Source organism: Candidatus Diapherotrites archaeon (genome assembly GCA_030688545.1).
Taxonomy (GTDB): Archaea; Iainarchaeota; Iainarchaeia; order Iainarchaeales; family VGJJ01; genus VGJJ01.
The window spans coordinates 45,702-72,564 of record JAUYHT010000006.1 but is presented as its reverse complement, the minus strand read 5'-3'; the positions used below and the strand labels follow the sequence as shown (position 1 = coordinate 72,564).

The 26,863-nt window shown below is 51.2% G+C and carries 29 protein-coding genes; 19 read left to right on the top strand and 10 right to left on the bottom strand.

Translation table 11 applies throughout. The features are described from left to right. The first annotated feature begins 112 nt into the window (after nucleotides 1-112). Together Q8P05_03345 and Q8P05_03340 are read left to right on the top strand one after the other, a co-directional pair. The gene (locus tag Q8P05_03345; protein ID MDP2666509.1) at nucleotides 113-379 is read left to right on the top strand and encodes a ferredoxin; all 267 of its coding nucleotides are present in this window, start codon (nucleotides 113-115) and stop codon (nucleotides 377-379) included. A gap of 175 nt (nucleotides 380-554) precedes the next feature. Then, the gene (locus tag Q8P05_03340) at nucleotides 555-1,334 is read left to right on the top strand and encodes a hypothetical protein (GenBank protein MDP2666508.1); all 780 of its coding nucleotides are present in this window, start codon (nucleotides 555-557) and stop codon (nucleotides 1,332-1,334) included. A 19-nt stretch (nucleotides 1,335-1,353) separates the two neighbouring features. Here the strand turns inward: Q8P05_03340 and Q8P05_03335 are convergent, their stop codons facing one another. Continuing rightward, nucleotides 1,354-1,752 (bottom strand): hypothetical protein, encoded by a 399-nt coding sequence (locus tag Q8P05_03335; GenBank protein MDP2666507.1) that lies wholly within the window; start codon nucleotides 1,750-1,752, stop codon nucleotides 1,354-1,356. Between the two features lie 141 nt (nucleotides 1,753-1,893). Between Q8P05_03335 and Q8P05_03330 the strand changes: the two genes are divergently transcribed. After that, nucleotides 1,894-3,075 carry a hypothetical protein gene (locus Q8P05_03330; protein ID MDP2666506.1) on the top strand — a complete coding sequence of 394 codons (1,182 nt, stop codon included), beginning with the start codon at nucleotides 1,894-1,896 and terminating at the stop codon, nucleotides 3,073-3,075. A 39-nt stretch (nucleotides 3,076-3,114) separates the two neighbouring features. On the opposite strand, the gene uppS is transcribed toward Q8P05_03330, so the two are convergent. Then, nucleotides 3,115-3,816 carry a polyprenyl diphosphate synthase gene (gene uppS, locus Q8P05_03325; protein ID MDP2666505.1) on the bottom strand — a complete coding sequence of 234 codons (702 nt, stop codon included), beginning with the start codon at nucleotides 3,814-3,816 and terminating at the stop codon, nucleotides 3,115-3,117. A gap of 97 nt (nucleotides 3,817-3,913) precedes the next feature. Between uppS and Q8P05_03320 the strand changes: the two genes are divergently transcribed. The 6 genes from Q8P05_03320 (at nucleotide 3,914) to Q8P05_03295 (ending at nucleotide 8,724) form a co-directional block, all read left to right on the top strand. Then, on the top strand, nucleotides 3,914-4,183 hold the full coding sequence (locus Q8P05_03320) for a hypothetical protein (GenBank protein MDP2666504.1): 270 nt from the start codon (nucleotides 3,914-3,916) through the stop codon (nucleotides 4,181-4,183). A 62-nt stretch (nucleotides 4,184-4,245) separates the two neighbouring features. Continuing rightward, complete coding sequence (locus Q8P05_03315) at nucleotides 4,246-4,599, top strand: DUF192 domain-containing protein (GenBank protein MDP2666503.1); 354 nt, start codon at nucleotides 4,246-4,248, stop codon at nucleotides 4,597-4,599. 324 nt (nucleotides 4,600-4,923) lie between these two features. Further along, nucleotides 4,924-6,273, top strand: coding sequence for an ATPase, T2SS/T4P/T4SS family (locus Q8P05_03310; protein MDP2666502.1), 1,350 nt, complete (start codon nucleotides 4,924-4,926; stop codon nucleotides 6,271-6,273). A gap of 28 nt (nucleotides 6,274-6,301) precedes the next feature. Beyond that, on the top strand, nucleotides 6,302-6,859 hold the full coding sequence (locus Q8P05_03305) for a type II secretion system F family protein (protein ID MDP2666501.1): 558 nt from the start codon (nucleotides 6,302-6,304) through the stop codon (nucleotides 6,857-6,859). Then, nucleotides 6,859-7,791 (top strand): type II secretion system F family protein, encoded by a 933-nt coding sequence (locus Q8P05_03300; protein ID MDP2666500.1) that lies wholly within the window; start codon nucleotides 6,859-6,861, stop codon nucleotides 7,789-7,791. Before Q8P05_03305 ends, Q8P05_03300 begins: the two co-directional genes overlap by 1 nt. A 42-nt stretch (nucleotides 7,792-7,833) precedes the next feature. Then, nucleotides 7,834-8,724, top strand: coding sequence for a PAC2 family protein (locus tag Q8P05_03295; GenBank protein MDP2666499.1), 891 nt, complete (start codon nucleotides 7,834-7,836; stop codon nucleotides 8,722-8,724). Nucleotides 8,725-8,758: 34 nt separating this feature from the next. On the opposite strand, the gene Q8P05_03290 is transcribed toward Q8P05_03295, so the two are convergent. The 3 genes from Q8P05_03290 to Q8P05_03280 form a co-directional block, all read right to left on the bottom strand. Then, nucleotides 8,759-9,424 carry an SOS response-associated peptidase gene (locus Q8P05_03290; protein ID MDP2666498.1) on the bottom strand — a complete coding sequence of 222 codons (666 nt, stop codon included), beginning with the start codon at nucleotides 9,422-9,424 and terminating at the stop codon, nucleotides 8,759-8,761. Nucleotides 9,425-9,476: 52 nt separating this feature from the next. Then, nucleotides 9,477-14,081: a hypothetical protein gene (locus Q8P05_03285; protein ID MDP2666497.1), complete on the bottom strand. Its 4,605-nt coding sequence runs from the start codon at nucleotides 14,079-14,081 to the stop codon at nucleotides 9,477-9,479. 127 nt (nucleotides 14,082-14,208) lie between these two features. Further along, entirely contained in the window at nucleotides 14,209-14,748 is a 540-nt protein-coding gene (locus tag Q8P05_03280) for a hypothetical protein (GenBank protein ID MDP2666496.1), read from the bottom strand. Between the two features lie 52 nt (nucleotides 14,749-14,800). Here Q8P05_03280 and Q8P05_03275 point away from each other — a divergent pair, with 52 nt between their 5' ends. The 4 genes from Q8P05_03275 (at nucleotide 14,801) to Q8P05_03260 (ending at nucleotide 17,231) form a co-directional block, all read left to right on the top strand. Next, on the top strand, nucleotides 14,801-15,436 hold the full coding sequence (locus Q8P05_03275) for a hypothetical protein (GenBank protein MDP2666495.1): 636 nt from the start codon (nucleotides 14,801-14,803) through the stop codon (nucleotides 15,434-15,436). A 1-nt stretch (nucleotide 15,437) separates the two neighbouring features. Further along, entirely contained in the window at nucleotides 15,438-16,556 is a 1,119-nt protein-coding gene (locus Q8P05_03270; GenBank protein MDP2666494.1) for a hypothetical protein, read from the top strand. Nucleotides 16,557-16,685: 129 nt separating this feature from the next. Next, on the top strand, nucleotides 16,686-16,949 hold the full coding sequence (locus tag Q8P05_03265) for a hypothetical protein (GenBank protein MDP2666493.1): 264 nt from the start codon (nucleotides 16,686-16,688) through the stop codon (nucleotides 16,947-16,949). Nucleotides 16,950-16,955: 6 nt separating this feature from the next. Further along, the gene (locus Q8P05_03260; protein ID MDP2666492.1) at nucleotides 16,956-17,231 is read left to right on the top strand and encodes a hypothetical protein; all 276 of its coding nucleotides are present in this window, start codon (nucleotides 16,956-16,958) and stop codon (nucleotides 17,229-17,231) included. 39 nt (nucleotides 17,232-17,270) lie between these two features. On the opposite strand, the gene Q8P05_03255 is transcribed toward Q8P05_03260, so the two are convergent. From Q8P05_03255 to Q8P05_03240, 4 genes are all read right to left on the bottom strand, one after another. Further along, nucleotides 17,271-18,032, bottom strand: coding sequence for a hypothetical protein (locus Q8P05_03255; GenBank protein ID MDP2666491.1), 762 nt, complete (start codon nucleotides 18,030-18,032; stop codon nucleotides 17,271-17,273). Nucleotides 18,033-18,120: 88 nt separating this feature from the next. Beyond that, nucleotides 18,121-18,666, bottom strand: a complete 546-nt coding sequence (locus tag Q8P05_03250) for a hypothetical protein (protein MDP2666490.1) — start codon at nucleotides 18,664-18,666, stop codon at nucleotides 18,121-18,123. After that, nucleotides 18,660-19,256 (bottom strand): hypothetical protein, encoded by a 597-nt coding sequence (locus Q8P05_03245; protein MDP2666489.1) that lies wholly within the window; start codon nucleotides 19,254-19,256, stop codon nucleotides 18,660-18,662. The genes Q8P05_03250 and Q8P05_03245 overlap by 7 nt, the downstream gene beginning before the upstream one ends. Before the next feature lie 7 nt (nucleotides 19,257-19,263). Next, entirely contained in the window at nucleotides 19,264-19,836 is a 573-nt protein-coding gene (locus Q8P05_03240; protein MDP2666488.1) for a hypothetical protein, read from the bottom strand. A gap of 360 nt (nucleotides 19,837-20,196) precedes the next feature. Between Q8P05_03240 and Q8P05_03235 the strand changes: the two genes are divergently transcribed. From Q8P05_03235 to Q8P05_03225, 3 genes are all read left to right on the top strand, one after another. After that, the gene (locus tag Q8P05_03235) at nucleotides 20,197-20,976 is read left to right on the top strand and encodes a PD-(D/E)XK nuclease family protein (protein ID MDP2666487.1); all 780 of its coding nucleotides are present in this window, start codon (nucleotides 20,197-20,199) and stop codon (nucleotides 20,974-20,976) included. Between the two features lie 264 nt (nucleotides 20,977-21,240). Further along, complete coding sequence (locus tag Q8P05_03230) at nucleotides 21,241-21,621, top strand: helix-turn-helix domain-containing protein (GenBank protein MDP2666486.1); 381 nt, start codon at nucleotides 21,241-21,243, stop codon at nucleotides 21,619-21,621. Between the two features lie 97 nt (nucleotides 21,622-21,718). Then, nucleotides 21,719-22,567, top strand: coding sequence for a hypothetical protein (locus tag Q8P05_03225; GenBank protein MDP2666485.1), 849 nt, complete (start codon nucleotides 21,719-21,721; stop codon nucleotides 22,565-22,567). Nucleotides 22,568-22,603: 36 nt separating this feature from the next. Here the strand turns inward: Q8P05_03225 and Q8P05_03220 are convergent, their stop codons facing one another. Continuing rightward, nucleotides 22,604-22,876: a hypothetical protein gene (locus Q8P05_03220; GenBank protein MDP2666484.1), complete on the bottom strand. Its 273-nt coding sequence runs from the start codon at nucleotides 22,874-22,876 to the stop codon at nucleotides 22,604-22,606. A gap of 108 nt (nucleotides 22,877-22,984) precedes the next feature. On the opposite strand from Q8P05_03220, the gene serS reads away from it, so the two are divergent. The 3 genes from serS to Q8P05_03205 are packed head-to-tail and all read left to right on the top strand — an operon-like array spanning nucleotide 22,985 to nucleotide 26,843. Beyond that, nucleotides 22,985-24,268 carry a serine--tRNA ligase gene (serS, locus tag Q8P05_03215; GenBank protein MDP2666483.1) on the top strand — a complete coding sequence of 428 codons (1,284 nt, stop codon included), beginning with the start codon at nucleotides 22,985-22,987 and terminating at the stop codon, nucleotides 24,266-24,268. Nucleotides 24,269-24,314: 46 nt separating this feature from the next. Beyond that, complete coding sequence (locus tag Q8P05_03210; protein MDP2666482.1) at nucleotides 24,315-25,106, top strand: glycosyltransferase family 2 protein; 792 nt, start codon at nucleotides 24,315-24,317, stop codon at nucleotides 25,104-25,106. A 36-nt stretch (nucleotides 25,107-25,142) separates the two neighbouring features. Beyond that, entirely contained in the window at nucleotides 25,143-26,843 is a 1,701-nt protein-coding gene (locus tag Q8P05_03205) for a hypothetical protein (protein ID MDP2666481.1), read from the top strand. Nucleotides 26,844-26,863: the final 20 nt, after the last annotated feature.

Genomic DNA, 26,863 nt, shown 5'->3' with positions numbered 1-26,863 from the left:
CAAAATGCCATTCCTTTCGGGAACCAACGGAAGGTTGGAGCACTGTTCCCATATCTTTAAAACAGTTCGGGGTCTCCCTTTGGTTACCTTTGCCAGAAGGGAGACTTTTTTGATGTCCGATTTCAAGATCCAGCACGACCGACCCAACTGTATCGGCTGCGGCGCCTGCGCCGCGGTGGCCCCTGACTATTGGGAGATGTCCCCCGTCGACGGGAAATCCGACCTCAAGGAAAGCAAGCACACTGAGGAAGGAGGGCAAATCACCCTGGAAGAAAGGGAGATCGACCAGGACAAATACGTTTCTAACAAAGAGGCCGCCGACTCCTGCCCGGTGAATGTGATTCACCTTTTTGATAAGGATGGGAAGAAATTAATCTAGTTTTTGGCCTAATAATTTCGAGACAACCCAAAGGATTTAAAGGGGGGGGCGTTCACCTTCCATGCGCCCCATACAAAAAAGAAAAACACTTCGTTTTTTTCGTGCCGGGATTATTCCCTTTGCGTTGATTGCGTGCACCGCGCCCCAGCGTGGTGGGCCGGGGGAACGAGCGCCAATGTTAATCCCTCCGAGCTCGGCTCCTACGCGCACGGGAACGAATGTTCACCTCTTGGCTTTCGATACCATTTACAATCCTAAAACGAATGAGACAGCCTTGGTTCCAGCCGTTCTGGGATGGCATGAAACCGGGTGGAAGGGGACCTATTTGAATTATCTTACGGCGACCGATATCAACAACCCAGGAACCCAATTCATGGCGATGGGAATCGCCGGGAGTTTGATTAATGAAAAAGTGACGCTCGGCGTTCGCGTTTTCGGAACTCCAACGGATACATTCACCCGGCTCGCTTCCAAATGGGGGCTGCCTGGTAATACAAACCTATACTATTCTCTCGTCCCCGATTTTGGAAGTCGCTCCCAACAACTGGCTGTCAAGAAAGATTTCAACTGGAATGGTCCGGTGACCTCTTTGATCGTAGCGAATAATGGGAAGCACTTGGACACCACTCTTGGGGTTGAGCACGCATGGGGAAGATGGGCAGCCGGGTTCGCACACAATTTGGAGAATCAAGTCAATATTGGCCGCATCGCCTATGGATTGGGAGATGGAAAATCTCATCTCATGTTATTCGGGGAGAAAGGGCCGGATGGGCATGAGCGCATCGGTATCGGATTCCAAATAGGAATTGGGGCACGGAAACAACGACGAGGAAAAAGGAGAGATATCCGATTACCTGCAGGTAAAACTAAAATAAGACCTTTGAAAGTGAAAGCGGATAAAAAAAGAGAAGTAAAACCAATAGGGCAAGGAAAATCCCCATATCGACGACGCTGATAGCGCCCGATTTAAAATTTCAATTCTCCGCTACCACCACGTGAATGGTATATTTCTCTTCCAGCTTAGCTATTTCCCTCTGAAGGTTTTCCACCCATTCCTTTTCCGAGCGGAGGGATAGTCCTTCCAACAGATGAGCATAAGGAGAGAGGATGATGATATTTTTTCCGCCGAGTTTTTTTCGAAAGCCCAGGGATTTGAGGAGGTAAAGAAGGTCCTCCGGATCGTGGATAAGGAGCAATTCCAAGTGGGAAAGAAAAGGCTGCCAGTGCCTCTGGTTGAGCAGGGCGCGCGTCATGGGGTGCTGGCAATGGAGAAAAGGGATGGGGGTGGACGCATGAGAGGCTTCCGTGCGGATGAGGGCGCGAAGATTCTGCTCAAATTCTGAAAAGGTTTTCCAGGGGAGATAGAGCACCATGTTCCCACCACGGAAAAGGGAGGGAATGATGGGCTATTTTACTGCCGGAAGAGAGGGTGGAGCGCCAAGATGGGGCTGGAGGATATGGGTTTTCAAGGGTGCCAGGAATGTTTATCTATAAAGATTTTGTGAGATTTGGATATGGGGCACAGGAGAGCTAAGCAGATTCAGGTGCGTAAGCCATCGGCAAGGAGGCTACGCATATCGGATAGTGAGAAGGTTTCAGGGCATCGGTTTTTATACGAGTTGAGGCTGACTAGAATAGTAGATGAATTAGATCAGTTGCGGGAGAAAGGGCATTCGAGTGAGTATGTGCAAAAAGTGACCTCGTATTTGGAAAGTAATGATCCTGGGATTATCGCTGAAACATTAATATCTCTTCAAACAGAGAGGACAAATCGTTTTAGTAATGCAGTCGTGCCATTTTTGGAGTATAATAACCAACGAGTGCAAATGATGGCGTATGAGGCATTACGTATAATCGACTCCCATCAGTTGGTAAAAGAGGCGCGGAGGATAATCAGGAAAAAAAGGGTCAACGCGCAAACGGTTAAGTTCGCGACCAAAATGCTCGCAAAGGAGCCGAGACCAGCGGATCGTTTGGTTGTATGGTCTTTGCTGAGAAACCCAAATTGGGAGGTTCGCGATGCCGCGTTGGATTGGGTATATAATGATAGGAATCCAAAGTCGGCGGAAAAAGTTTGGCCTTTAGTAAGGGATCCGTGGCGTTCTGTGAGGGTTAGAGCTATTGCAACGCTTCGGGTGTTGGGAGCGAAAGGTGCGTTCACGTTGTTTGGGCTCCAAGAGGATCTTCCCAAATTGGCTGCTTTTTTAGACCCGTCCAATAGGATTCGGCGTGCGAGGCTTGCACGAACGGGATCGGCTGGATTCGCCTTCGGCGGAAAGCTTTTCGGGAAAGTGATAGCCCGGGCGATATCGACTGAAAATCTGAAAGCCTGGGTTGCAGCGGAAAAAGCGGGCATTCCAGTGGAACCCCTTATTTGGAAAAATGGGAAGTTGCGTGCTCATCGGATCAGAAGAAACAGGTTGGATAGGTTCGTGTCAGAGGGGGACATACTGGTATATAGTCGTGTGATTGAAGGTCCCACTCTCATTGATTTTCTTGGTGGGCCCTCAGGACGCAAGTGGAGGAATGAAGTATTGCGTCAGATGGGATCTATCGAAAAGAGTTTCATTCGGCGACGAATCATTCATGGGCATCTGCACTACAGGAATATGATCGTGACTTGGGCAGAAAAAGATGGAAAGAAATGGCCTAAGGTTGTCGTCATCGATTTCGACCAAGCGAGGGTGGAGGAATAATTTTGGCAATGCCCTGAGAGATTGAAATGAAAATGAATCCTATTTCCCAAAGCGCCTATCCCTGCTCTCGAATGTTTGGATGGCGGTGCGCAGGTCCTCTTCCCCGAACTCGGGCCAAAACTTATTGAGGAAATAGAGCTCGGAGTACACGCTCTGATACGTCAAAAATCCCGAGAGGCGTTGCGTGTGTCCCGTGCGCACGATCATATCCGGGTCCTGGAAATTTCCATACAGATAATCCTTGAAGCTCTCCTCATCGATGTCTGAGGGATTGGCTTTCCCGATACGGACATCCTCCGCTAACCTCTTGGCGGCATCCACGATTTCTGCTCTTCCATTGTAGCCGATGGCCACGTTAATGAGGCGCTTGGCATAGTCCTGGGAACGCTCCTGGATGGTCATCATTTTTGAGCGTAATGAGTCGGGAAAATGTTCCAACCGCCCTAGGAATTTCACCGCGAACTCATGGGTTTTGAATCGTTCATCCTTAAGGAGGCGGTCGGCCTCCCGTTCGAATATAGAAAAAAGGATATTCAGCTCGGTGGAGGAGCGGGTGATGTTCTCGAGGGAGAGGGTGTAAAACGTTCCTACCTTGATAGAAGGATATTGGACCAGCCACTGCATGACATCCCACGACTTCTGGGTGCCTAATTGGTAGGCGTCGGCCAGGTTCAGTCCTTGCGATAGGGCAAACCTGCGGTTCCCGTCAGGGATGAAGGCGATCGAAGACAGGCTGGGCATAAAGGTGGTTCCACGGGCTCCTCGTGATGGAAAAAGGGGGAGGGAACATTTAAAGGAGTGCCTCATACGGGTTCTGGGGACCCGGAAGAAGGTAGGTATGACCGAAAACGATGAGAGGCCCATGGACAAGGCCCAGAGAGAAAAGCTACTGCAGGAGCTCAAGCAGCGCCTTAGGGAGATTAAAGAACTTTCACGGGAATTGGGGGGGAAAGAAGATGAGGATGGGGAAAAAGGGAACAACCCAATTGCATCCAAAGATACCACGGTGGGCGAGGTGCGCGAGGCCATCGAGGAATTGAGAGTCCCTCCCCTGGAGATGCTGGAAGACCAACCCATTAAGAAGAAAGTGAAAGCAGGCGTGCATTGAGTATGACCCATCTTCAACGGAAAAAAAATTCCAATTCATCAATCTCCAAAAATAAAAAATCCATGATCACCCGGAAAGGGAACACCCTTTTTCTCCAGCGCGTGAAGCATGCGCGTTCATTCTGGGAAAAAAGCTTGGGGTTGATAGGGGTACATGAAGTGGATTTCGATTATGTCCTTCTGTTCCACCTTCAAAAGGAAACCCGCAGGGGAGCGAGCCTGCACATGCTATTCATGCGCATGCCCATCGATGTATTATTCCTGGATGCCCAAAAAAAAATCGTAGATATAGCGACGCTCCGCCCATGGATACTCAATTACACCCCTTCCGCGCCGGCGAAGTGGGTGGTAGAACTGCCCGCGGGGACCATTCGGGAATTCATTATTAGAGTGGGGGATGGGGTGGAGTGGAACTAAGTTTAGAATTGATTAGGAAGATGTGTTTTTCTAATAAGGAAAACTAAATATAAAAAATTTGAAAGAGAAAACCCAAAACCAAACTAGGAGAATGTGGGCGGGATGCATGGCATCCCGACCCTTTGCCTCTTTTTGCTCGTTGCCTACGTGAGGGATTCCAAATGGGGTGATGGATTCCCGACCTTTAGGATGATGCCAGAGTACAAATACTTGTTTCCCGTGGAATATGAACACGCGCCCGGAGGAATGGTTCAGCATCCGAACTAAATACTACATAATAGGGTTTTCCGTTTCCTTAAAACCCTCTCGGTCACCTTCCCCCTAATGGGAAAGAGGGATGAAAATAAGGATTTAGGCTGGGACCTCAATCCTTTCCATGACTCCCATTTTCCCCTGTCACAACTCCCTCCCTTGTCCGCGGAAGAGAAGCAGGTCTGCCAATCCGTGCTCGAACGGTTTTATGCCATTCCACCTCCCACCACGCTCGATCAATTGGAGGATCTCCTTGAGGAGTGGTGCCGGGAGCATCGCATTGCTCTGGATCCCCAACAGCGTGAGGAGATGGGGCATACCCTCACTTTGCATGCCTTTCATGCCGGCCCCCTCACGGAGATTTTTCAGCATCCCCAGATTGAAGAAATTGGGATATATGGGATAGGAAAAGACTTTCCCGTGCGCGTATACCATACGGACCACGGCTGGATGGAGACGCCGCTCTATTTCACATCCGCTTCCGTCCTCATTACCTTACTCAACCGGATGGTCGTTGAAACGGGTCGACGATTGAGCACGGGAACCCCGCTCCTCAACGCTCCCATCCCCGGGTATGGGCGAATGCACGCCTCCATCGCCCCTGTCTGCCTTGAACCCGTGGAAGCCACCATCCGGAGGATGATTCATAGGCCCACGGATACGAGATGGTTGGTCGACCATGGGGTGATTTCCCCTGACGCTTTGGTGTATCTGGAAATGGCCCTTCAGTTGGATTGCAACCTCCTCCTCGCGGGAAATACTGGGAGTGGGAAAACGACAACGCTCAACACATTGCTCCACTGCCTCCCCATGAATGAACGATTCATTGTTATCGAAGAGACACCTGAACTTGAACTCCAGCAACCCCATACGGTTCGCCTGGTTCCTGATCCGGAGGGGAATGCGGGGATGCCCCGTCTGATCCGTGAAACATTACGGATGCGCCCAGATCGAGTTGTCGTGGGGGAAATCCGTCATCCGGAAGAGGCCTTCGCCTTCATCGAAGCGGTGCTCGCGGGACAGGGAAAAGGAACCTATGCCACCTTTCATGGGCATTCCTCCCATGAAACTATTGCGCGGCTCCGCGGATTCGGGATACCCGAACAGGATTTGGGATGGCTCAACATTTTAGTGGTGCAACGGCGCTGGGGGGAACACCGCGGAGGGAAAACGATTGATCGCCGGGCGATATGCGAAATAGGCGAGGTTTTTTTTGATTCAGCCAATAAGCTAGTGGTGCATCCGGTATTCACCTGGAGTCCCACGCACCGAAAACTACTTCCTAAACAGGAGAGCGTGCTGGTCCGAGAACGATTCGGCTGGAATTTTCCAGGGAAGCAATGGATTTTTTCCTCTAAAAAAAAGAAATCCATGTCAACACCAAAAAAAGGGAAACCGGATGCTCCAAAAATGGATAAATGATTTTCATCATTCCCGTCGGATTCGGAGAATGGAACAGGAGATGGATCTTTTTCTCACCCTCCTTGCCATGGAACTCAGCTTGCACCAATCATTGGAAAGAGCGCTCGCCACTGCCGCAGGGGGGGTTAGGGGACCCCTGCGAACGAGCATGCAGGAGGCCGTGGATCGCTATGTCCATCAGGGAGAACCCCTGGATGAAAGTCTCTTGGAATGGAAGACCTCTCACGAAAGCCCATTATTGAATCGAGTCGCGGCCGTACTAATGCATTTGCACGTGCAAGGGAATTCCCCCACCACGCAACAGTCTTTGCGACACATGGCGGAAGACATCCGCTTGCACCACCGCAATGAACTCCGTCGATTCGCGAGCCAATTGACATTGCTATCCGTCGTATTCATTGGCACATCCACGTTAGTTCCCACTCTCTTCCTTGGATTTGTCGCCGTGGGAAGCCAATTCCTTGATTTGACACTGGCACCCGAGCATGTATGGGGGACCGCATTAGTGGGAATTCCCCTTCTGAACGCCCTCATCTTACTCTTGGTGTGGGTCCAGAATCCCATTGTCCCTGTGAGGGATGGGTGATGCCCTTGTTTGATTTGCGTATGATTAATCGTCATGTAAATACATTCATAATTGTGGCTAACGAGACGAAAGAAAGGTTGGACTATATTTCTCAGCAGAATGGAGTTGAAAATGGGTTATCCCGAGTAATCCTGGGGAGCGTCATCGAGGGCGCCGGGTTATTTTTAGTGGCGTGGTCCGCGTACCTTTATTTTGGCTGGTCGGGAGCCGAATGGGCGGCCGTGTGGGTGGGAATAGGTATCTTTCCATTAGCGGCCAACATCATGTACCAACTCTGGCGGTTTGACCAACACACGCGCACGCTCGAACGGCAGTGCCCGGACAGCCTGCTCTTGTATGCGGCTATTCCTCCTAAACAATCCTTTCCTAAAAAAATAAAATGGTTGGCAGAATCCACTTTTCTTCCCATCCGTGATGAATGGACACGTGTTCACCGGCGCATCGCCAAAGGGGAATCCATTCCGGAGGCATTGGAAGGGTTGGGGGTGGGAAGAGCCTCCCGGCCCCTCTCAGCGGTGAAGCGGCTGCTCAGACGCTTGTATGAGAGTGGCGCCCCCGGAATAGAGGCCGCGGTGGCCATGGCCCAGGACATGATGCAAGCCCAATCCCTTGTCGAGGAAAGGCGCGCCACGATGATGGTGGAAAAATATACGCTTCTCCTCGCGGGAGGGATCATGGTGCCTATATTGCTGGGGGTATTGGTGGGGGTAGTGACGCGGCTGCCGCTCTCCCTGGCCGAAGCCAGTGGCGCTGAATTGTTCACATTAGCGGTGCAGATTATCCCTATCTACTTATTTGAATACGCCGTGCTCACCGGGCTTTTCTTGGGAGCCCAGGAAGAACGTCAAGGAATTGCTGGGATCTACATCCTCATCCTTCTCCCTGCGTCCCAACTGGCCTACATCTTGGGGCAATGGTACGTGCGCGGGTGAGGAAACCCGCCCTTATTTAAAGATGGAGTCAGTGAGAACCTCATGGCCCGAAACACCATGCCTACCCCGCCCCGCATGCCCATTAGCCGGCCCCCGGGGGGGAGTCGAGCGCGCGGTGACATCGGGGTACCTGAAATACCTCCCAGGAAACCACATCCTACCGCTCCCACAAACCTATCAACCACCCACAGTCCCATCGTTCGATTCGTTGAAACGGAGCATCGGGATTGGAATGGGTATACGCTCATTGAAGGATTTCCAGGCACGGGTTTAGTGGGCACCATCACCGCCAAATACCTGGTTGAAAACCTCGATTTTAAGGAAGTTGGACACCTCCATTCCGAACTATTCTTACCCATCATCCGCATCCACAAAGGAGTACCCATTTTTCCATCGCGGTTATATGTAAATGACAAACGGAAACTTGGGGTGCTCATCTCGGAGCAGATCATCCCCAAACAGCATATCCCCCGTGTCGCCACCACGATCGTGGAATGGATTTTAAAGAATAAGATCGCCCGCCTCATCTCTCTCGCAGGGTTGCAGACGGGGGTAAAGAACGATCTCACGGTGTATGCCATCGCGGCGAATGAGGCGAGCAAAAATATGTTCAAGGATTTGGATGTGGAGATCATTGATGAAGGTATCACCACGGGAATAACGGCCATCATGCTCATGCACCTCAAGGAGAGCAACGTGAAAGCCTTCTCCATGCTGGGGAATGTCACCATCGGTGCGGATTACAAGGCCGCGGCCGAGCTCATCAAGCGGCTCAATAAACTATTGGACCTGGACATCAAAGTGGAGCCCCTATACGAGCAGGCCAAGAAGACGGAGAAGGACATCATGGAACAGATGAAGCGTCTCAAAGAAGCCCAACAATCCGATGACGGGGACGACACCCGGGCCCGCGGGCCCTCGTATTATGCGTGAATGAGAATGAAGTGGTAATACTATCTGAAAGAAATTACTCCCATTTTTTGATGAGGGAAGACAAAGGATTCAGAATTTGGGGATAATCATTCCTGGGATTATTCACCTCTTTTGAAATGGGGAAGGCTTTTAGTTTTCCGGGGAATGTCCTCAACAGTTTCTGACATTTGGTTGGGTCATCGGTAGGGGATAACCATTTCTTCTCATCTGCTTTCGCCAATATGACGGGCATGCGGTCGTGTATGTTTCGCAATGCGGGGGAAGGAGAGGTGGTGAGGATGGCATACCTTATTTTCTCTTCCTTTTCAGAAAAAATGCCCGCGAATGATCCAATTCCCCCTTTTTCCAGGGCGATGGCGAAAGGGATTTTGGTCTTCCCTTTCTTCCACTCGAAAAAATGGGTGAAGGGAATTAGGCATCGACTATGATGGAATGCATGCCGAAAGGCCGGGCTCGTGGCTGCCGTCTCGGAGCGGGCATTGATAAGGGGATGAAAATCCTTTTTTTCAATCGCCCAGGAGGGGACAAACCCCCATGTGGCCATGGCCAGTTTTTTTGCCTCATTTTGAATTATAATGGGGGCTTTCTGCTCGGGAGCGATATTGTAAGAAGGCTTCCAATTCCCTTCAGGAAGGCTGTTAATGTCATACCTGGGAAGGAGCTCCTTGAGGAAATGGGTCATGGCATAGCGGCCGCACATGGAAATCTTTAGGCCTCGGAAAAATATAATGGATATCGTTGTATTGGTCTTTTTAGACCAATGAAGAAGACACTTCATTATCCTTTCGCCGGCGGGAATCCACATAGATGCCGGCACTCACGATGCCGAGTACGAGTAATGCGATGGCCAGCCCGGCTATGGTGGGGGGCAGGGAAGGGATGTTGAATAATCCAGGGGCGCCTTGACCGGTATTGATGTTGAACACATTCGAGGCTGCTTTTCCGCTGGCGGTGCCATCCGGGTTGGCCTGGAAGGCTAGGCCCTGGTTCCTGAACTGATCATTCAAGGGGATGAATTGGGCGTTCTCAGCGAAATACAACCCCCGGTTGGGATCGTAATAGAATGAGCCTCCTCGCCCACTGGCTGAACGCAACACTTCGGATTTTCCATCGTAGGTTAGCACGGGCTTCCCGTTCTCGTCTGAAATTTTCAATGTATGATCCAACCCATCCTTGGTTTGGATGCGGATGGTCCCGTCCTCCGTTTGTGAAATTGAATTAATCTCCTGATCGTACTCTTCACCCGTCAGTTTATCGATGACCTTGAAAAAATCCTTGCACTCCCCCTCCACTAATTTGGAATAGAGGATGAAGCGCTTGGTTTCGGTCTCAAATACCTGGAAGGGGCCGTTTTTTTGAAGGCCGGCGGTGAGATTGTCGCCCTTCAATTTGGTGGCGGGGGTTGAGGGGTCGGTTTCCACACGCAAATCAATGGCGGGTTCCTCGCATAACGTGGTGGGATTGGAGGTGCTCGTGAGCGTGCCGGAGAAATCTTTGACTTCCTGATCTGAAACAATGGCGTTGGCATGGTGCTTCAACCAGATGATCAATTCATGGGTCGCGGGCTTATACACAAGGGAACCATTCTCGAAAATAATGCTATTGAGGTTTCCCGCTCTGGGATTGGGCGCGCCCGTAACTAAAACGGTGCGATCCGCAAAAAGCTGCACTCCCGCGGCGGCCCCACTGGCGGTCTGCGCGGATAGCCCGGCCATGACGATGCGATTCCGGGTTGGATCGAAAGAGATGGTGGGATACGCATCCGTGACCACGGTTTCCGCTACCCCAAAAGCCTCGCTCATGACGGGAGAATTAAGGGGAACCCCGCTCTGAAACAAAACGGCTTGTCGAATACAATCGAGGAGCGCCGGGTCGTGAACAATTGTTTCCCCCCGAACGTTTATCCCTAAGATGAATCGGTTGGAATCATCCAGGGAAAAGGCATTGAGGCGCTGGGGCACCTCCACCGCGGGGATGGATAGGTTGGTGCTGGCCAGGCGGACATGATCGGCTTCACTGCTGTCGATTACCGGCTGCCCATTCACCGTGAGGGTGCCTGACTGGTTATCTAAAGTCAACGTATCCCCATCCGCATTAGAAAGAACGGTTTTCCCATCCGTGGAATACGCACTCACATCCAATTCTGCTTGCGGGCCCACCCAAAAATAGATAGGTTTCTTCGACTCGATCCCCCCATACGAGGCACCAGAAATGCGGAGCTCGGCCTCCACCACATCCCGCTTGCGGGCATCATCCACCAATTCTTTCACTTTCCCTGTGGCCTCAGCCAACGCCTTATCCGAGAGGGAGGCATCCGTGGCATCGGCCTGCACGCGACCAGCAAAAGCCTGAATCCCATCCAATGCTTCCTGGGTGGCGGAATTCTGGATTTCCTGGGATTTCCCTTGTCCTTCCACTTCCCGCGGGACGAAGATGTGGGCGAAATACCCCTCCTTATCGTCCACGCATTCATTCATCTGCTGGGCAAAATAAATCTGGTTGATCGCCGTGACCAACGTGCCGCCATAACCCAACACCCAATAGGAGAGGTTTTCGGTTACGGCCAATGCGGCTCCAATACGCTCCGCCCCGATGAGTTTGGATACATTTCCCCAGAGAAAAACATCCTCAATCACCTGATCGCACGCGAGGCCTTTCTCCCGGGCCGTGGAGAGGGTGATTTGATCCAACACCTCCCCACTGAGCTGGCCCCCAATATCCAGGTGGTGGGCATAGGCGACGAGTAATTGTCCTAATTCCCTTGCATCTTTAGATTGGCCATCCTCGAGGAGAAAACCAGTGAGGCTCTCGGGGCTCTGGAAATAGACATTAGCCTGCTCCAGGGAAGGGGAAGCAATGGTGGCTTTGCAGGTGGGACAGGATTCTCCTCCAAACATGAATAGGGCGAGATTATCTGGTTGAGTGCGAGCTTGTTTCCCACTGAAGAAATTCCAGGCCTTTTCCAGAGGCTCGAACCGGGACGCCAGAGGGTCAATTACCAAAGCGGGAAAAGGGAATTTGGATATGAGGCGCTGGAACAGGTCGCCCGTATCTGATCCTTCATTGGCGAAAAAATCGATGTAGGCATCATCATAGATGGGGACATCCCCCGTGGAGAATGCAATCTCCGTGAACTCATCGGGCAACCGGTAAAGGGTAAAGTCGTCGAATCCCAATCCGCGAGTGACCCACCAATACCCATAGGTTTTGGCCGTCCACCCCAAGGGACCGGCCGCCACATCGGGATTTAACACATTAACGTAATTCTTGATCAGCTTTTCCTGTCCCTGCATCGAGCGGGAGAGAAGGTTTGTATAATTCCCGCGGCCCCAATCTCGCGAAATCATGGTATCATGGACCGCTTCGACATTGCGGTGGTACCACTTTATTTTTTCCTTGAGCACATCTCCTCCGACGATTCCTTTTCCGAACAGCTCGGGGGACAAGCCTCCCGGTACCAAGGTACGACCCCCCTCCACGATCCGGGGCTTTATCCCCGAGGCCTTGAAATCGTCGAAAATGGTTTTGTATTGGGTCTTCGTGGCGGGCACCGTTGTAACCCCATCGCTGAGGAGGACATAAACATCGTCCGCATATTCCCCTTTCTCGATGGATTCAAGAACGGCTTCATTGATGATCCTCTGGGGTTTGAGTTCGTACAACTCGATATTTTCTCCCACCTTTTTCAGCGTTCTGACATCATTAAAATTTCCCGTCTTGATGAACTCGTCGAACACGTTATTGAAATAGGCCCCGTCCGCCCCATCTGTCAATGAGACGGGTTGACCCGTGCCCACATCAATTACTTGGAAGCGCTGGAGACCAGTGGCTTTTTCCCCCCGAATAAAAGCGGGCATATCCAGGTTGAGGACATCATCCAGGTCCTTGGCGATCTTGGAATACCCCCGCGCGTAATCCACTTGGGAGATGCGGCCCAATTTCAATTCGTCATCTAGTTGTTTCGCCACATGTTTGGTGGCCATGGCGTGCTCGCGAATCTTCCCCATGTAGGTGAACAGTTTCTTCTGTTCATCAAAATCGGTGATCTTGCTCAAGGCACCCGAGCGGAAGGCCTCATCCTCAAAGTTGGCGGACTTTCCGGGAGAAATGACCTTGCGGTCGACGAAGAATTCCTTGAATACGTTCTCCGATCCCACTTCCCGTTCCATCGTGCGTTTGTAATTCTTGAATACCTCTTTCCCTTCAATAGTACCTCCTGGGCGTCTCTTGGAAAAAAATTCGGAGGGGGCGATGGGTTTATTCCCCCCCAGACCAATGCCCTCGATATTGCGGAATTTCCATCTGTTTTCAAGATCGATATTCCGCCGCAGGGGGTCCGCCCAATTGGCTGAAATAAGGTTGATGCGCTTTCCCCGGGTAATCATATACCGCAATTTTCCCCACGCAGTAGGACCGAATGTGCCGATAACCATTTCCCCGGAGAACCAGGCGTTGAAGTATTTGTCGAACATGGAATACAGCATGGTGATGCACGAACTGTCGGTGCAATTGGTGAGCAAGGCTGAGGAGAAGGTGTTGTCCACGGCAATCCAATTCATCAGCTCGTTAGAAGGAATGCGGGAAAATCCTTCCACCGGGATGTAATTGGCATCCGCTTCTCCCAATTCCTGTTCCGCCTCCACTCCTCCCAACAAGTAGTCGGCTTCCTCCTCGGAGAACAAGGAATCCGGCTTCCCTAAATCCCCCTTAATGGACGACCACATATTTTGAATGTTCCCCGTGAATCCTTCCCCCGAATTACGGAGACGGAGCATCTCTCCCGAAACCGCACATTGCTCGGGAGTCAAACACCGGGCGGTGCGGAGGGAATCCGTCATGGATAATCCGAAGGCGAAGGTGCCATTCTTGATGTGCTTATTGAGAAGAGGGGATAATTCCTCCGGCTCCAGGAACTGGGTGGGCACCTCTTTCTGGATCGCTGTGCCATTGCGCGCGGGATCGGGGACAATTAATGTATTCTCATCCGCCACCGTTTCCCTATTTAGATTGGGGGGCGTGCCCGCGGAAATCTCTTCTCCCTGGAATCCGGAGGTGAGAATAGTGTCCTTGAACGCCTGCACCTCGCTGGGAGTTAATTGGGATAGGCGGCACGCCGGGGCGCCGGAGGGGGAAGTCTGTAATTGGATACGCAGGGGAACGCTTTCAGCGGGTGGGACAATTCCCAAAACAGGGTTCGGGGGATGGGGTGGCAGAAAAGCATTTTCATTATCCGAATCATCCAAACCATCCTGAATACCATTATTCGCCATTCCGCGCGAGAGCGCCGCGGCCGGGAGACTGAATACCAACAGGAAAAGAAGGAAAACACATCCCCATCGCTCGCGTCCATTCGTCATATTGCTCGCGCAGGGTAGGGGAAAGAGGCCTATTTAAGGCTTATTCGGGGTTCCGGAAAAAAATCACCCCAGCCTTCAATTATCAAAGGTCTTTTTCAAACCCAAGAGGCCTTTTCCAGAAACCAATTCATAGCCCGAAGAACGCCAAATATATCACTCCCACGAGGATCCAGGGGAACGCAGTTAATAGTGCCCCCAGGAGGAGGGACCAGATTCCCGCTACTCCGATGAGGCGATACCACACATTTTTGGTGCGCTTGGAAAGCCATTCATATGACATCATTCCAAGGAAAACAAATGGGAAGGAAAGAATAGTGAACACGAACGCCCCGAGGATGCTTTGGAAGAGGGCCCGGAAAAAAAAGAGAATGGGGTGGGGTTGCGAATCCTGGTAAACCTTATCCCCCTGCACGTCGGGAGGAATAACACTCAAGTCGGTGTTCTGGAGACCATTCAAGAGGTTGCTCGTGTTCACCAAGAAGAAAAGCAAGGTCCATAGGAGCAACAAGGTGAATCCCGCCGCGGGGACCCATTTCCATCCGGTGCGGTGCTGCACCGCATTGAACACCAAGATTCCCACCAGGACACCCATCAAGAGGGGAATGAAAAGCGCCAGAATCCACCCCCCCAAATACGAAAGGGCTTGTCCGAGGAGATCAACGACCATGAAAGGGAGAATCGACCCCTAGAATAAAAAAGAGCGCCCGGTTGTTGGGGGTATGGTCGTATCGGGAAGCCTCATTTTTACCCTCTTGCAAGGCCTCGTCTTCCTAGGGAGCCCGGGTTTGGCCTATGTATGGGTGCGCAGCGCCATCGGGGGGAGCGAATACTGGAAAGGATGGAAACGAATGGGAGCCAGTTTAATCGTGGGATGGGGGGGTGTGGGGTGGGTGTTCTGGCAGCGGTCGTCAACATTGACCCCATCGGCCATTCTTTCATTAATGGAGCAGGGATTCTGGCTCATCCTCCTGCTGATTTTGTCCGCCGGCATCACAGGATTGGTGACGCGGGGATGGTGGCACTGGAACACGTATGTACCAACGCCTGAAACCCAAATCCCTTCCCCCACCCATGCGGTATCCAAGGCCTCCCGCCTGCGGGGAACGGGAAAACCGGAGTCACCACTCGCCCCTCCTATTCTCGAGAACGATGCCATGGATGTGCTTGAACTCCTCAAGGAAGAATCGGGAGAAAAAATTTCCCGTTCAGAAAGAAAAAAGAAATCCTCCGATCTGGGATTCCGATTGGAAACGAGCGAATTCGAAGGATTCGATGCCACCATGGAGCAGCTGAGAAAGGATATAAAGGCCTTCAACCAGAGCCTGGATAAGAAACCGGGAATCCCGGGTGCCTGACATGGAAACCTCGTTATCCAAGGTTCCCCGCCGGCTGCGGCGGTACTATCGCCATGGCGAGCCTATCCCCCCCCAAATGGCTTCGTCCCCATCCGCTGAAAAAAGAAATAGTGGCCCCCGTGGAACCCCGGTCAAATGGAAACGCAACTCCCAACCGGAAGTTTCTCCTGATTCGGATGAGCATGACGAATCGGAACCCTGGATGCGCGGGCCGAGCAGGGGAGTATTCGAGAATGTGGAGGCCGCGCGTGGAAAACATAGGCATGAACGCCAGCACCCGGATGAGAAGTCTTCTTCAAGCGCATCAATCTATTCTGGTTCCCCCGAAATAAACCCAAATGGGAAACCATCCTCATCCGGTTTATTCGGACGGGTTTCCAATCTATTCGGGGGAAAGAAACCCCCCCTACACCATGCTCTTGGACTTAAACAAACCCCGTCTTCTTCATCATCAACCAATCAAAATACTCAATCTACATCATCCCCATTCCTCGGAACCCACACTGCCTCCACCGAGGAGATCGAGCAAACGTTGGCCGAACTCCGGCGCAACATGCATTCTGGCACGGTAAAAGAACCTGGATCCCCCTCCCCTCCTCGGGAGATTAATCCCCCTCCTCAAACAGTAAAAGAAATCCCTCCTGAAAAGAAATCCCTCACCCGATTCCAATTTTCCAACACCCTTCCTGGGTCGGCGCGGGATGAAAAAGAAATGGTTACCTCATCAAACCCCTCGGAGGAAACCCCCGTGGGAGAGGAACGCCTCTCCCCCCGCGAACGCATGGAACAACGCCGGGCGCGGGCCGCCAAAGAACAACCTTCCACTCCCCCATCTTCCGCTCCCAAACAATCCCCCCCTATCTCAAACGATGATCCGGCCGAGGCCTATGCCCGCCACTACCGCCGCCAACGCGGGCAACTGGAGGAAGGGAAAGACAATCGTCCCTCGATTGCTCCCGCTGCTGAAAATACTAGTCAAACCCCCACCCCCGATTTGGATGTGAAGGATTTGCTCGGGGAAGCCCCGACATCGCCCAAAAAAAAGAAGAAAACAGACGAATTGGAACTGCCTTCCGATGAGGAGATGGCCGACCTACCTCTGCTCGATGACGATGATTAATGGGGGATTGATCACCGTATTTATGCTCGCTGGCCAAAAGAACCATTTCTTTCCCATTTTACCTAAAGGGTTAAATATGATTAAAGTATTTACTGAATACATATTATAATCATAAAAAAGGTGGTTTATATGGAAACATTAGTAAAAATGAGCGGGGTTCCTGAAGACATCCTCACCCTACTGATAGCTAAAGGCTATTTCAAAACCAAGACGGAAGCGCTACGTGCCGGCGTCCTAGAGCTTGGAAAAGAATACCATTTGCTAGACGACCCCAAAGAATTAGAGTTAGAACTGGTAGCCTTTAAAATGAAACTAGAAGATGAAGAAATGAAAAATAAGGGCATGCAATTTGAAACGGAAGAAAATGTAAAGAAAAAATACGGATTCAAGTGACGCATAATGCCATATGTACTCAAATACTATCCCGGATGGGACAAGTATTTTGATAAAATGGATCGGCAAGTCCAAGAAAGAATATGGAAAAAAATACAACAACAAAAAGAGGAAACATCACTCAGACATTTGAATCATGGAATTGAATTTTCCGTATTAGAAATCGGCCAATACCGGGTCGCACTCAAAATAGTAGAAAAGACCAAAGAAAAAGAAATTCGATTTTCCGGAAACCATAAACAATACGAAAAATGGTATAAGAATTTGAAAAAGAAATCATAGGACGGTTCGGCAGGATTTTGTGAATCCCGTCTCCAACTCTCACACCGTGAACGCAATAGGCGTGCAGTTCAGCAACTGCCACTCTGCATCCGGAATCACCGTGGCCGTCCACGTGGCCAATGTCACTCCCGCGCGGGTCGCCGTGGTATCCTGGGATAAAAGAAACGAATTTCCGGTAAACTCCACCATATTCACCAGGGCCTGGGCTTCCGTGGTATTCCCCACACGCAGGGCGAGGCGTTGGAGGGCATTATCACTCAACAAGGGAGCACATGAATACATGCGGTGGGAGTTCTGGGGATCCACTTGCACGTCACCAAATCGATTAGGGGAAGGGATGAACTCGGTGCGCCAGAGGATAACAAATACATATTTCTGGGCCGTGTTAATAGCAAAAATATAATCGTGCGAGTCGGCGATGGGACGCATCACGTGGAAAACGGAGCGCGCCAGATTCTTCTGGGTGTTCACCGATAACTGCGTGTCGTCCGCAAAATCTTCTTTAACTAAGGCCATGAGATAGTCCACCTCCTGCTCCGGATCAGGATGTAAAGGGTTGATGATCTCATCCGCGTTGCGGGCCACGCTCTGATACATGATGGTTTTAAGCGCGCTCGCCACGAACTCGAATGAATCATTCCGGTTGACTTGATCGGAAATGCCTTTGCCATAATTGGCCGAAAATAAAAGCATGAACGCCGTCAGACCCGAGATGATGACGAGAAGGAACAACGCATCCGTAACGGCGGCCTGCCCTGTTCTCTCGGATGAAACAAAAATTGAACGTCTTACGCGTGCCATGATTTCACCACCTGGCCCGTTCCGTCGGGCCGCTGCGGAGTTAGGGTTCCAGGTTGACTCCTGGAACCCAGACAAAGAAATGAAAGCCTTACACTCTCCAAGCAATCACCACCAAAGTCGCGGGGACCACCGCGGTGCTCAACTCCAGGGCCACAGGAAAGGAGAGGACGATATGCTGATTATCCAAAAGAAGGGAAGCCAAACCCCCCTGCGTGAGGGGGGCTTGAATCCCGCCAAGGCAGGAGAATTCCTGGTTGTTCTCGGTGTGGAAGGCATCGGCGATGAAACTCAAAATTGGCTGATCGGGCTGGGCAGCGGCCTGTTGGGACATGGAATGCCAACGCGAGGACTCCACGAGACCCGCCACGTAATTCAACCCCCGCACTCGTAACCCCGCACAAGCCCTCCCAAATTCAGGGTAGGAGGCAATATAGCTATCCCCTTTCAACGCGTTAGCGATAATAAGAACATCCCGGTCCGCGTTAAAGCTTTGGCCTCGCGAATTGAACTCATTGAGAGTGAATGTGAAGGCAGAGAAGAAGATGACCAATGCCACGACAATGGGGATAAGGCTGGGGATGTCATCCCCCACGGGACCCAAATAGCCCCGATCGCCCAAAAAAAGGGTTAGCATACAAATCCTTCTCCCGAGGACGTGAGAAATTGATTTACCAATTGCTTATTCGTTTGGCACGTTTCGGCATGCGCGGAAATAGCGCATGGAATGAGATACAAAGTCGTGTTACCACGCATCACACTCTTCACCATATAAAACGCATTCCGGGGAGGCACGGATTGGGGATCCAAAACATATTCCTCCCCCGGAGAAAGGGGGAAAAATGTTCCTCCGGCATCCGAGAAGATAACAATGCGGGCATCCGTGGCCAGGGAGGAGGCGGCTAACACCAAATCGGGTTTGCGAATGTCCGACGCCGAAAAGATGAGGCGGTTACCCAACCCATCAGGGATTTGGGACAAGGAAAGGGTATAGAATACATCGCTCCCGAACGACTTGAATTTGGGGGGGATGGAAAAGGGCTTACTATCGCATGTCGTGGGAGCGATGAGACTCGCATTGATGGTGGCGGAATAGGTGTCCAATTCCTGCTTCACCTCATTTACCAGGAAAACCCCTCCCAGGTTGAAAGTGAAAAAAGAAATGATTCCAAACAAAGCCACGACGAGAATGAGCAGATTTATTTTGGAAAGAGTGAACTCAATCATGCACGGTCTACCCCTGGCGGTAATAGGCACACACAATGGGTACGGTGGCCGTTAATTCTGATCCCTTGAGCAGGGAATAAGTACCTTGTCGAATGGTTGAGGTCGTAAAATCCTGGAGGACCCAGCCCTCCAGGGAACGGTCAGGACACTGCTGGCTGCCCTGGGCCGGGAAAACAGTGGAGGGAGAAATATCCACGCACTTGATGGTGGTATCATATTTGGCCGAACGGTAGATGAGGAGGGAACACACGGAACGGGCGGAAGAACAATAGCTCGAACAAATATTGGGGTCAGTGGAATCCTGGAGCTGGATGCATTCCACTTCCTGCCCGGCGGAGGCTAATTGGGAAAACTGGGCACAATCATTGATTCGGGCCGAACACCCCTCCAGGGAGAACTGGAACTGCGCGCTGCCTTTTCCAGTGGCGACATTCTGGAGATTCCGACCCAATTTTTCCAGCTGGGAATGGATGGTGTTCACGCAGGTCTGTTGCTGGAGCTGCTGGATGGCGGTAAACCCGGCGAAGAGAACAAATCCCATGAGGATGACCGCGATGAGCAATTCGAAAGGCGCGCTCATCTGCCCGCGGCCGCTTTCGATGGCCGTTTTCGTCCGGCCGCCCCGAACCCGGGGTATCCTCGATACCCCTGAAGAAAAGGTAGGATCTGCTTCGCCCAGCCACACCGAGGGACGAGGGGATTTTTGGAATCTCCCATTGGCCGAACGCCTCTGACTATTTTCCGCTATTGTTGCTGATTGTGATGGATGGGAAAAAGGGTTGGATGGGGAAAAATAATTTCTATTTTTGGGGAAAGGCCGGGCGGACAATGGTATGATCGGGGGGGAGGGCATATACCCCCGTTCATGGAATCGAGGGTTAAAAAGGGCGCGGCGGCCCACTCTCCGCAGGCTTAAATGGGTGGCTTTGGTTCTCTGTCCATGCCATCTCCCTATTCCTATACGTCGTTATCGATGTTTGCCCGGTGCCCTCAGCAATACGCCCACCGGTATGTGTGGAAATCCCCTATTCCCGAACAACCCCTTGACTTATACATGACATGTGGGAGTGTGGTCCATACCCTTCTGGAGCACGCCCACTTGGCTGCGCTGGGAAATAAACCAGTTACCCAAGAAAACCTATTGGAATCCCTCCCCGGTTTATGGGAACAAACATTGAAGGAATCCCCCATTCCTATATCTCCAGAAGAGGCCCTCCCTTTCGTCCAGAAAAGCATCGCCAATGTGGAATGGTATTTCCAAACCCATTTCGAGGCCGAGAAAAAGGTTACTATCGACGTGGAAAAAAGGATCATGTATCCCCTCAACCCGGGACGCAAGCAATGGCTCATGGGCTTCCTCGACCGGGTGTCCAAACCTCAAGATAGGAAACTTGTGGTGCATGATTACAAGACGGGGGCGCTCACCTTATCCTCCAAAACCCTGGGGAATGATTTCCAGGCCACCCTGTATGGGGCCATGGCCGCCCACCAGTATGCGCCCTTGCAAGAAGTAGAACTGCAATGGCACTACTTATCCCATGGAAAAACGGTGACGACGCTCCTCGAGCCCGAAAACGCTCGGGAGGCGGTGGGGAAAGCTCAACATATTGCGGACGGAATCGAGAGCCACAAACAGGTGGGGCTGTTTCCCCCCAAAGTGGGGCGGCACTGCGGAAATTGTGAGTTCATCACTATGTGTCCGGCGCACGCCCAGAGATAGTGTTCACAAACGATGTTCAAAAAAAGGGGCCATTGAGGGGAGAACATCCTCTCAAGAAGAAAGAAATAGCGGGTGCACCGCACCACCAGTTGGGCTCATCGGAAGGTAGAGGATGACATGGGGATGGTGATGAGCCACCCCAAAAGCCCTCGCGATGCAACGCCGCTGAGCACTTGGAATGCTTGATTTACTAAAAAGGGGCAGTTACTAAAAGGATAGTTTGAGTGGGATGCATTAAAAAGAGGGGTAACGGAATGGATAGTGATGCCTCCCGCGGAATGCCTTGTCCACACCACCACTCACTCCCTTGGGAAACGGTTCGCCATCCCCCTGCTGGAAGAGTTGAAGATCTCCAAGGAAGTAGGATTCAATGATCTCGCCCGCAAACTCCACGCGTCCCCCAAGATGCTCTCCCAGAGGGTGAAAGAGATGGAGGAGGAAGGATTGGTGTTCAGGAATGCGCGCCACCACTATACCCTTACTCCCAAAGGAATGGAATTGAGCGCCGTGGTCGACGCCATCAAGCGCTTCCACATCAAATGGAAAAACGTCCCCGAAGATTGCCTAACCACCAACTGCGTGGATTGCGGAATGGGGAAGAAAAAACAGGCGCTGACCATCCCCGTATTGCCCCATTATTCATAGGTGTGTTTAACGTGTTTATTTTCAGGTAGAGGGTAAATCAAACGGGTTCGACGATTTCTTTATATATGACTAAATGTATTGTTGGGCAGGTGAAATCATGGGGACACGTGGATCAAGTGGAAGACGAAGACCAGCCGCTGAGAACGTCGCAAATAAACCTGGCCGTGGGAGAAAGGCATGGGATACCACCAAAGAAGTTGCTACACGGTCTGCCCTAATTGCAGCGGCACTTTCCGCGGCCTATTGGGGTGGGCGAATTGCTGGTTATCCACTTAATAAAAAAACATATGAACAAAATATCGATAGAGCTGTTCGCTATGCAGAGACCATGGACGAGGCGGGCCCAAAGAGACCCGCAGTTCTATATCGGATTATGTCCCCCGAACTTACTCGTCTATTAAATGTAGAACGTGGATTTATACGATCGCCTGACCAAAGGGCCGCAAAAAGACTTTATTCATTATTGCCTCAGAAATCTAAGACCTTATATCGAGACATTCTCGAATTTGAATTAGAACGGCAATTTAATCGGATGATAAGTGATTTGGAACGCGTAGGTGATGTATTTGAACGCAACCAAGTCAAAAGGATTCTGGAAATGGAGAAAGAGGTAGCTGAAAAGCTTGGGGCTGAATTCGTGGAAGAATTCCGTAGGAAATCGAAAAAACAATTCGTAAGAGAAAAATTGGATATTAATCTGTTTCATCTTGAAAGGATAATTTCACCAGAGGGAATGAAACGATTAGCTGCACTTGTTTCTGACATTCCTCAGGAACGGATCGCGTATATCGAACCGTTGATTGAAAAAGCGGCTGAAGAATATGTCCGGGCTCAAAGGAAGTGGAGTTTGGGCTCGGTGGTGGTAGTCGCGGGGCTTATGGCTTTTGGGGCGGCAATTAAAAAACGTCGCCGGATGTTGGAAAGCAAAAAACGAAAAAGTCGATAGCGAGCAGTGTTTGTTGTCCTAGCAACCCATAACACGTTAGATTGAGAACGGGGGCAGTAGCTCCGGGACGAATAGGAATAGGATAAGGATGAGGGCGAATATGGCCACGCCCTCTCCAAAGTCATTCCACATCACCACGATGGTTACGGCGAACGCGAGGAACCATAAAGGGGATAGGGAAGCGGCAATGATGTATCCCCCAGCGAGCATTCCCAACACGAACACGAGGAGGACGAATGCGCCCACTTTCTGGAAAAAAACGTGGGTGCTTTTTACTATTTCTCTGAAAAATTCAGCGACGGTTCCCATAGGCGATCCCTACCATTCCTGGTATCCCCGGATATATAAAGGAAAAGGCCACAAGGTGAATTGAAGGAAAAAGGGGTTTTTAACCGGCTGGGAGAATAGGGAGTGCGTATGCTCGACATCCATGTGATTAGGGAAAATCCGGCGGCTATTAGGGAAAACCTCGCGCGACGACACGTGCCAGAATACTTAGAATCATTCGACCAACTGGTTGAGGACGACACGGCCTATCGACGAGCCCTGCAGGAAGTGGAACGCCTCCGAGGGAAGCGGAATACCTTATCCCAAGAGGTGGCCAAAGCCATTGATCACCCCACACAAAAACAGGCGTTGATCCAGGAAAGCAAGCAGGTGGGGCAACTCATTACCCAGAACCAGCGCATCCAGGATGAGGTGAAAGAAAGGATCAATGGGATTTTGATGCGGTTACCTAATGTGATGATGGGGGACGTACCCTATGGGAAAGATGATTCTGAGAATGTGGAACTGCGGAAAAATGGAAAAATGAGGACATTTGATTTCGACGTGAAACACCATGCGGAGATCGCCCGCAACATCGGAGGGGTGGATTTCGAGCGCGCGGTGAAGATCGCGGGAACAGGATTCTATGCCTTGAAAGGACCATTAGCTCTATTGGATTTGGCGCTCCAACGGTACGCATTGGACACCCTCATCCACGCGGGATTCGATCCCATTTTACCTCCCCTCCTCCTGCGGCGCGAAGCCTATGAGGGGGTGACGGATTTGAATGAGTTTGATGATCAATTGTACAAGATAGAAAATGAGGATTTGCATCTCATCGCCACGAGTGAACATCCATTGGTCGCGCAATATATGAAAGAAACCATTCCTGAAGATGAACTGCCCATTCGATTGGCGGGCATCACCCCCTGCTTCCGGAGAGAAGTGGGTAAACATGGACTGGAGGAGCGAGGATTGTTCCGGGTGCACCATTTCAATAAAGTGGAGCAAGTGGTTATTTGCGGCGCGGAGGAAAGTAAAGAATGGCATGAAAAATTGCTGGCGAACACCGAAACGATTTTCAGGGGATTGGAAATCCCCTATCGCGTGATGAATGTGTGCACCGGGGATTTGGGGATCGTTGCCGCCAAGAAATATGATATCGAAGGGTATTCCCCGCGGGAAAAAAACTATTTCGAACTCGCCTCCCTGAGCCACTGCACCACCTACCAAGCAGTGAGATTAGGGATCAAAAAAGGGTTCAAGGACGGACGAAAGGAATATGTGCACACCCTCAACGCCACCGCCGTGGCCACCGCCCGGATGATCCGCGCCATTCTTGAAAACCACCAGACCCAAGAAGGGGGATTGCGTGTACCTAAAGCGCTTCACCCGTATACGTTGGGCGTAGAAGAATTTCCACCCATCCAATAATCTACATAAAAGAAAAGTCCTTATAGCTTTTTGCCATCCCTAATCCATGAAATTGGGCATCCTCATTCTGGCGTATCAAGCGGAAGATACGATCGCGTCGGTATTGGCACGGATTCCCGAGGAGACATTTAGAGCAGCTGAAGGAATCTATATCTTCGACGACGCAAGCACCGACCGGACGAGCGATGTGGCGTGTGCGTGCGCACGCACCCATGCTTTCCGTAATAAAATACACGTGCACACCAACCCTAAGAATTTGGGCTACGGGGGCAACCAGAAGCACGCCTATCGATTCGCCCTCAAGAATGGATTGGAGGCCGTGGTGATGGTGCACGGAGATGGGCAGTACGCCCCGGAACTGCTCTCCCAAATCTATTCCCCTATCATGCGGGGGGAAGCGGACCTGGTTTTTGGATCCCGCATGACGGGAAATCCTCTCCGGGGAAAGATGCCACTCCACAAATTTATAGGCAACCAAGCCCTCACTCAAATTCAAAACTTATTGGTTGGGAGTCGTTTCTCGGAATTTCACTCCGGATACCGGGCGTTTCGAACCCGCTGCTTTCAGGACATCCCCCTCTCCGAATGCACCTCCGGATTTCATTTCGACACGCAAATCCTCATCCTCTTCTTTGATCGACACTTCCGGATACACGAAGTCTCCATCCCCACATTCTATGGGGATGAAATATCCCGGGTGCGGATTGTATCATATGGTCTACGCGTGATAGGGGAAGCCCTGAAATATTGGGCGCTCCGGCGCGCACCATTTCCAATCCCCGGAATGGTCAATGACTTGTACCAGTCCCCCCAGATTGCGAATGGGAGGCAGGAATAAAAATCAGAAGACTCCTCCATGCCCGGGGAATGCGGCATGATGGCACTTATTCTAGGGATACTGGCGTCTTTCGGATGGTTTTACTGTGCCGGGACGCTCCTCACCCGGCGATTAACAAAACCCTTTCACCACCCCGCGATGGCCTTTGGCCTTTCGGTGGCTGGCATGACCGTGCTTTTCAGCATTGTCACCACCTGGATACCCATTCCCCCACCCTTTCTCCTGGCGGGAGGGCTGCTTTTCGTGAGTATGTGGGTGATGGACGGCCGATCCCGGTTCCCATTCCCCCGATTCAAATGGACCCCCTCGTTCATCATCCTCCTCACGTTCCTGGTCATTTTTGCCATTGCGCTGCTCGGATATCCCGATTTTTCATTCGACACGCTATCCTATCATGGCATCTTCATAGATTCGTTCGCCGCGGATGGCCAGATTGCCCTGCCTATTGAACCCACTAACTGGGTGGATCATGTTCATCTCATATTCCCCAAGGGAGTAGAGATGGTGTTCGGGTTGGCCCACGCGCTGGTACCCTATTCGCAGGGATTCCTGCAACTCTTGATCGTTATGGGCACCGTCGGAATGTTGGGCCGGTTATCCGCGCAAAGCGGAATCCACCATCCCTGGTTGGCTGGCCTCCTGTTTTTGGGTTTTAGTACCACGTTGGGCTTGACCAAAGCCTTTTTCGTGGAACAGACCATTTTCTTCCTCTTCCTGTGTTTTCTTTCCGTGTTGCTCGAGCAGTCCCGACCGGCATGGCTACTCGTGCTTTTACCCTTGAGCCTGTCTTTGACCAAAATCAATGCCGTCGTAGTCGTGCTGGCGGCAGGAATGGTGTACGCGTGGTATTCTAAACGATGGAAGGAAATGGCAATTATCGCTGGGAGTGGAGCGGTGGGGGTTGGATTGAATTTTCTCCCAGCCATGTGGCGCGGGTTTGACATTCTCTCGGAATTGAAAATCACGCAAGCGGTGTATTATCAGGCTACCCCCATTTCCATGGCGCAACGGTTGGCGTTAATGTCCTCCGGAATGGAAAGCGTGATTGTAAGCGTTTGGGGGGTGGGATTAGCAGCTGCCCTCTACTTGATTTGGCGCGATAATGGAACGCGCATGTTGGCCACTATCTTATGGGTCGCACTAGGTGCGTTCCTATTGGCGTTGGGACTGACTGATTTGTACGCGTATACCTACACCCACCTCTCGATTTACGTCTTCGCCTTCATCGGCTTGACCAGCCTCATGATTGCGCGGACGCTTGAATTACTAGCGAAAACGACATCCATTACCCGCCATCTCGGGACCCTATTTATTATCGGCATCGTGATTGCTGGTTTCTACTCGGGTTTTCTCACTCTAGTATTCCTGAATTCCGGGTACCATTTTGGGATATTGAACTACTACGACACCATGAATAAATACATTCCGAACACGGGAGAAACCACCCTATTCTTCATGAATAACATCAATCCCATCCGCCGCGGATTTGAGAAAATAACTCTCTATGACCACACCTCGTTTTCATCCTATGAACAGCCCCCGTGCGATTTTTGGCGGGATAAAGGGATTACCCACATCTTATTCTGGAAATTCCAATTGAATTCAATCCAATTGGATCATGGATACCCCGAATTTTTTGAACAAAGTCGAATGGAGTTCCGCGACCCCACGTGCCTGGACGTACTGATATTGGAAGATACCATTTACGGCATCGGGATTGGAAAAATGATTGAATAATTAAATGAATCGATCAACTT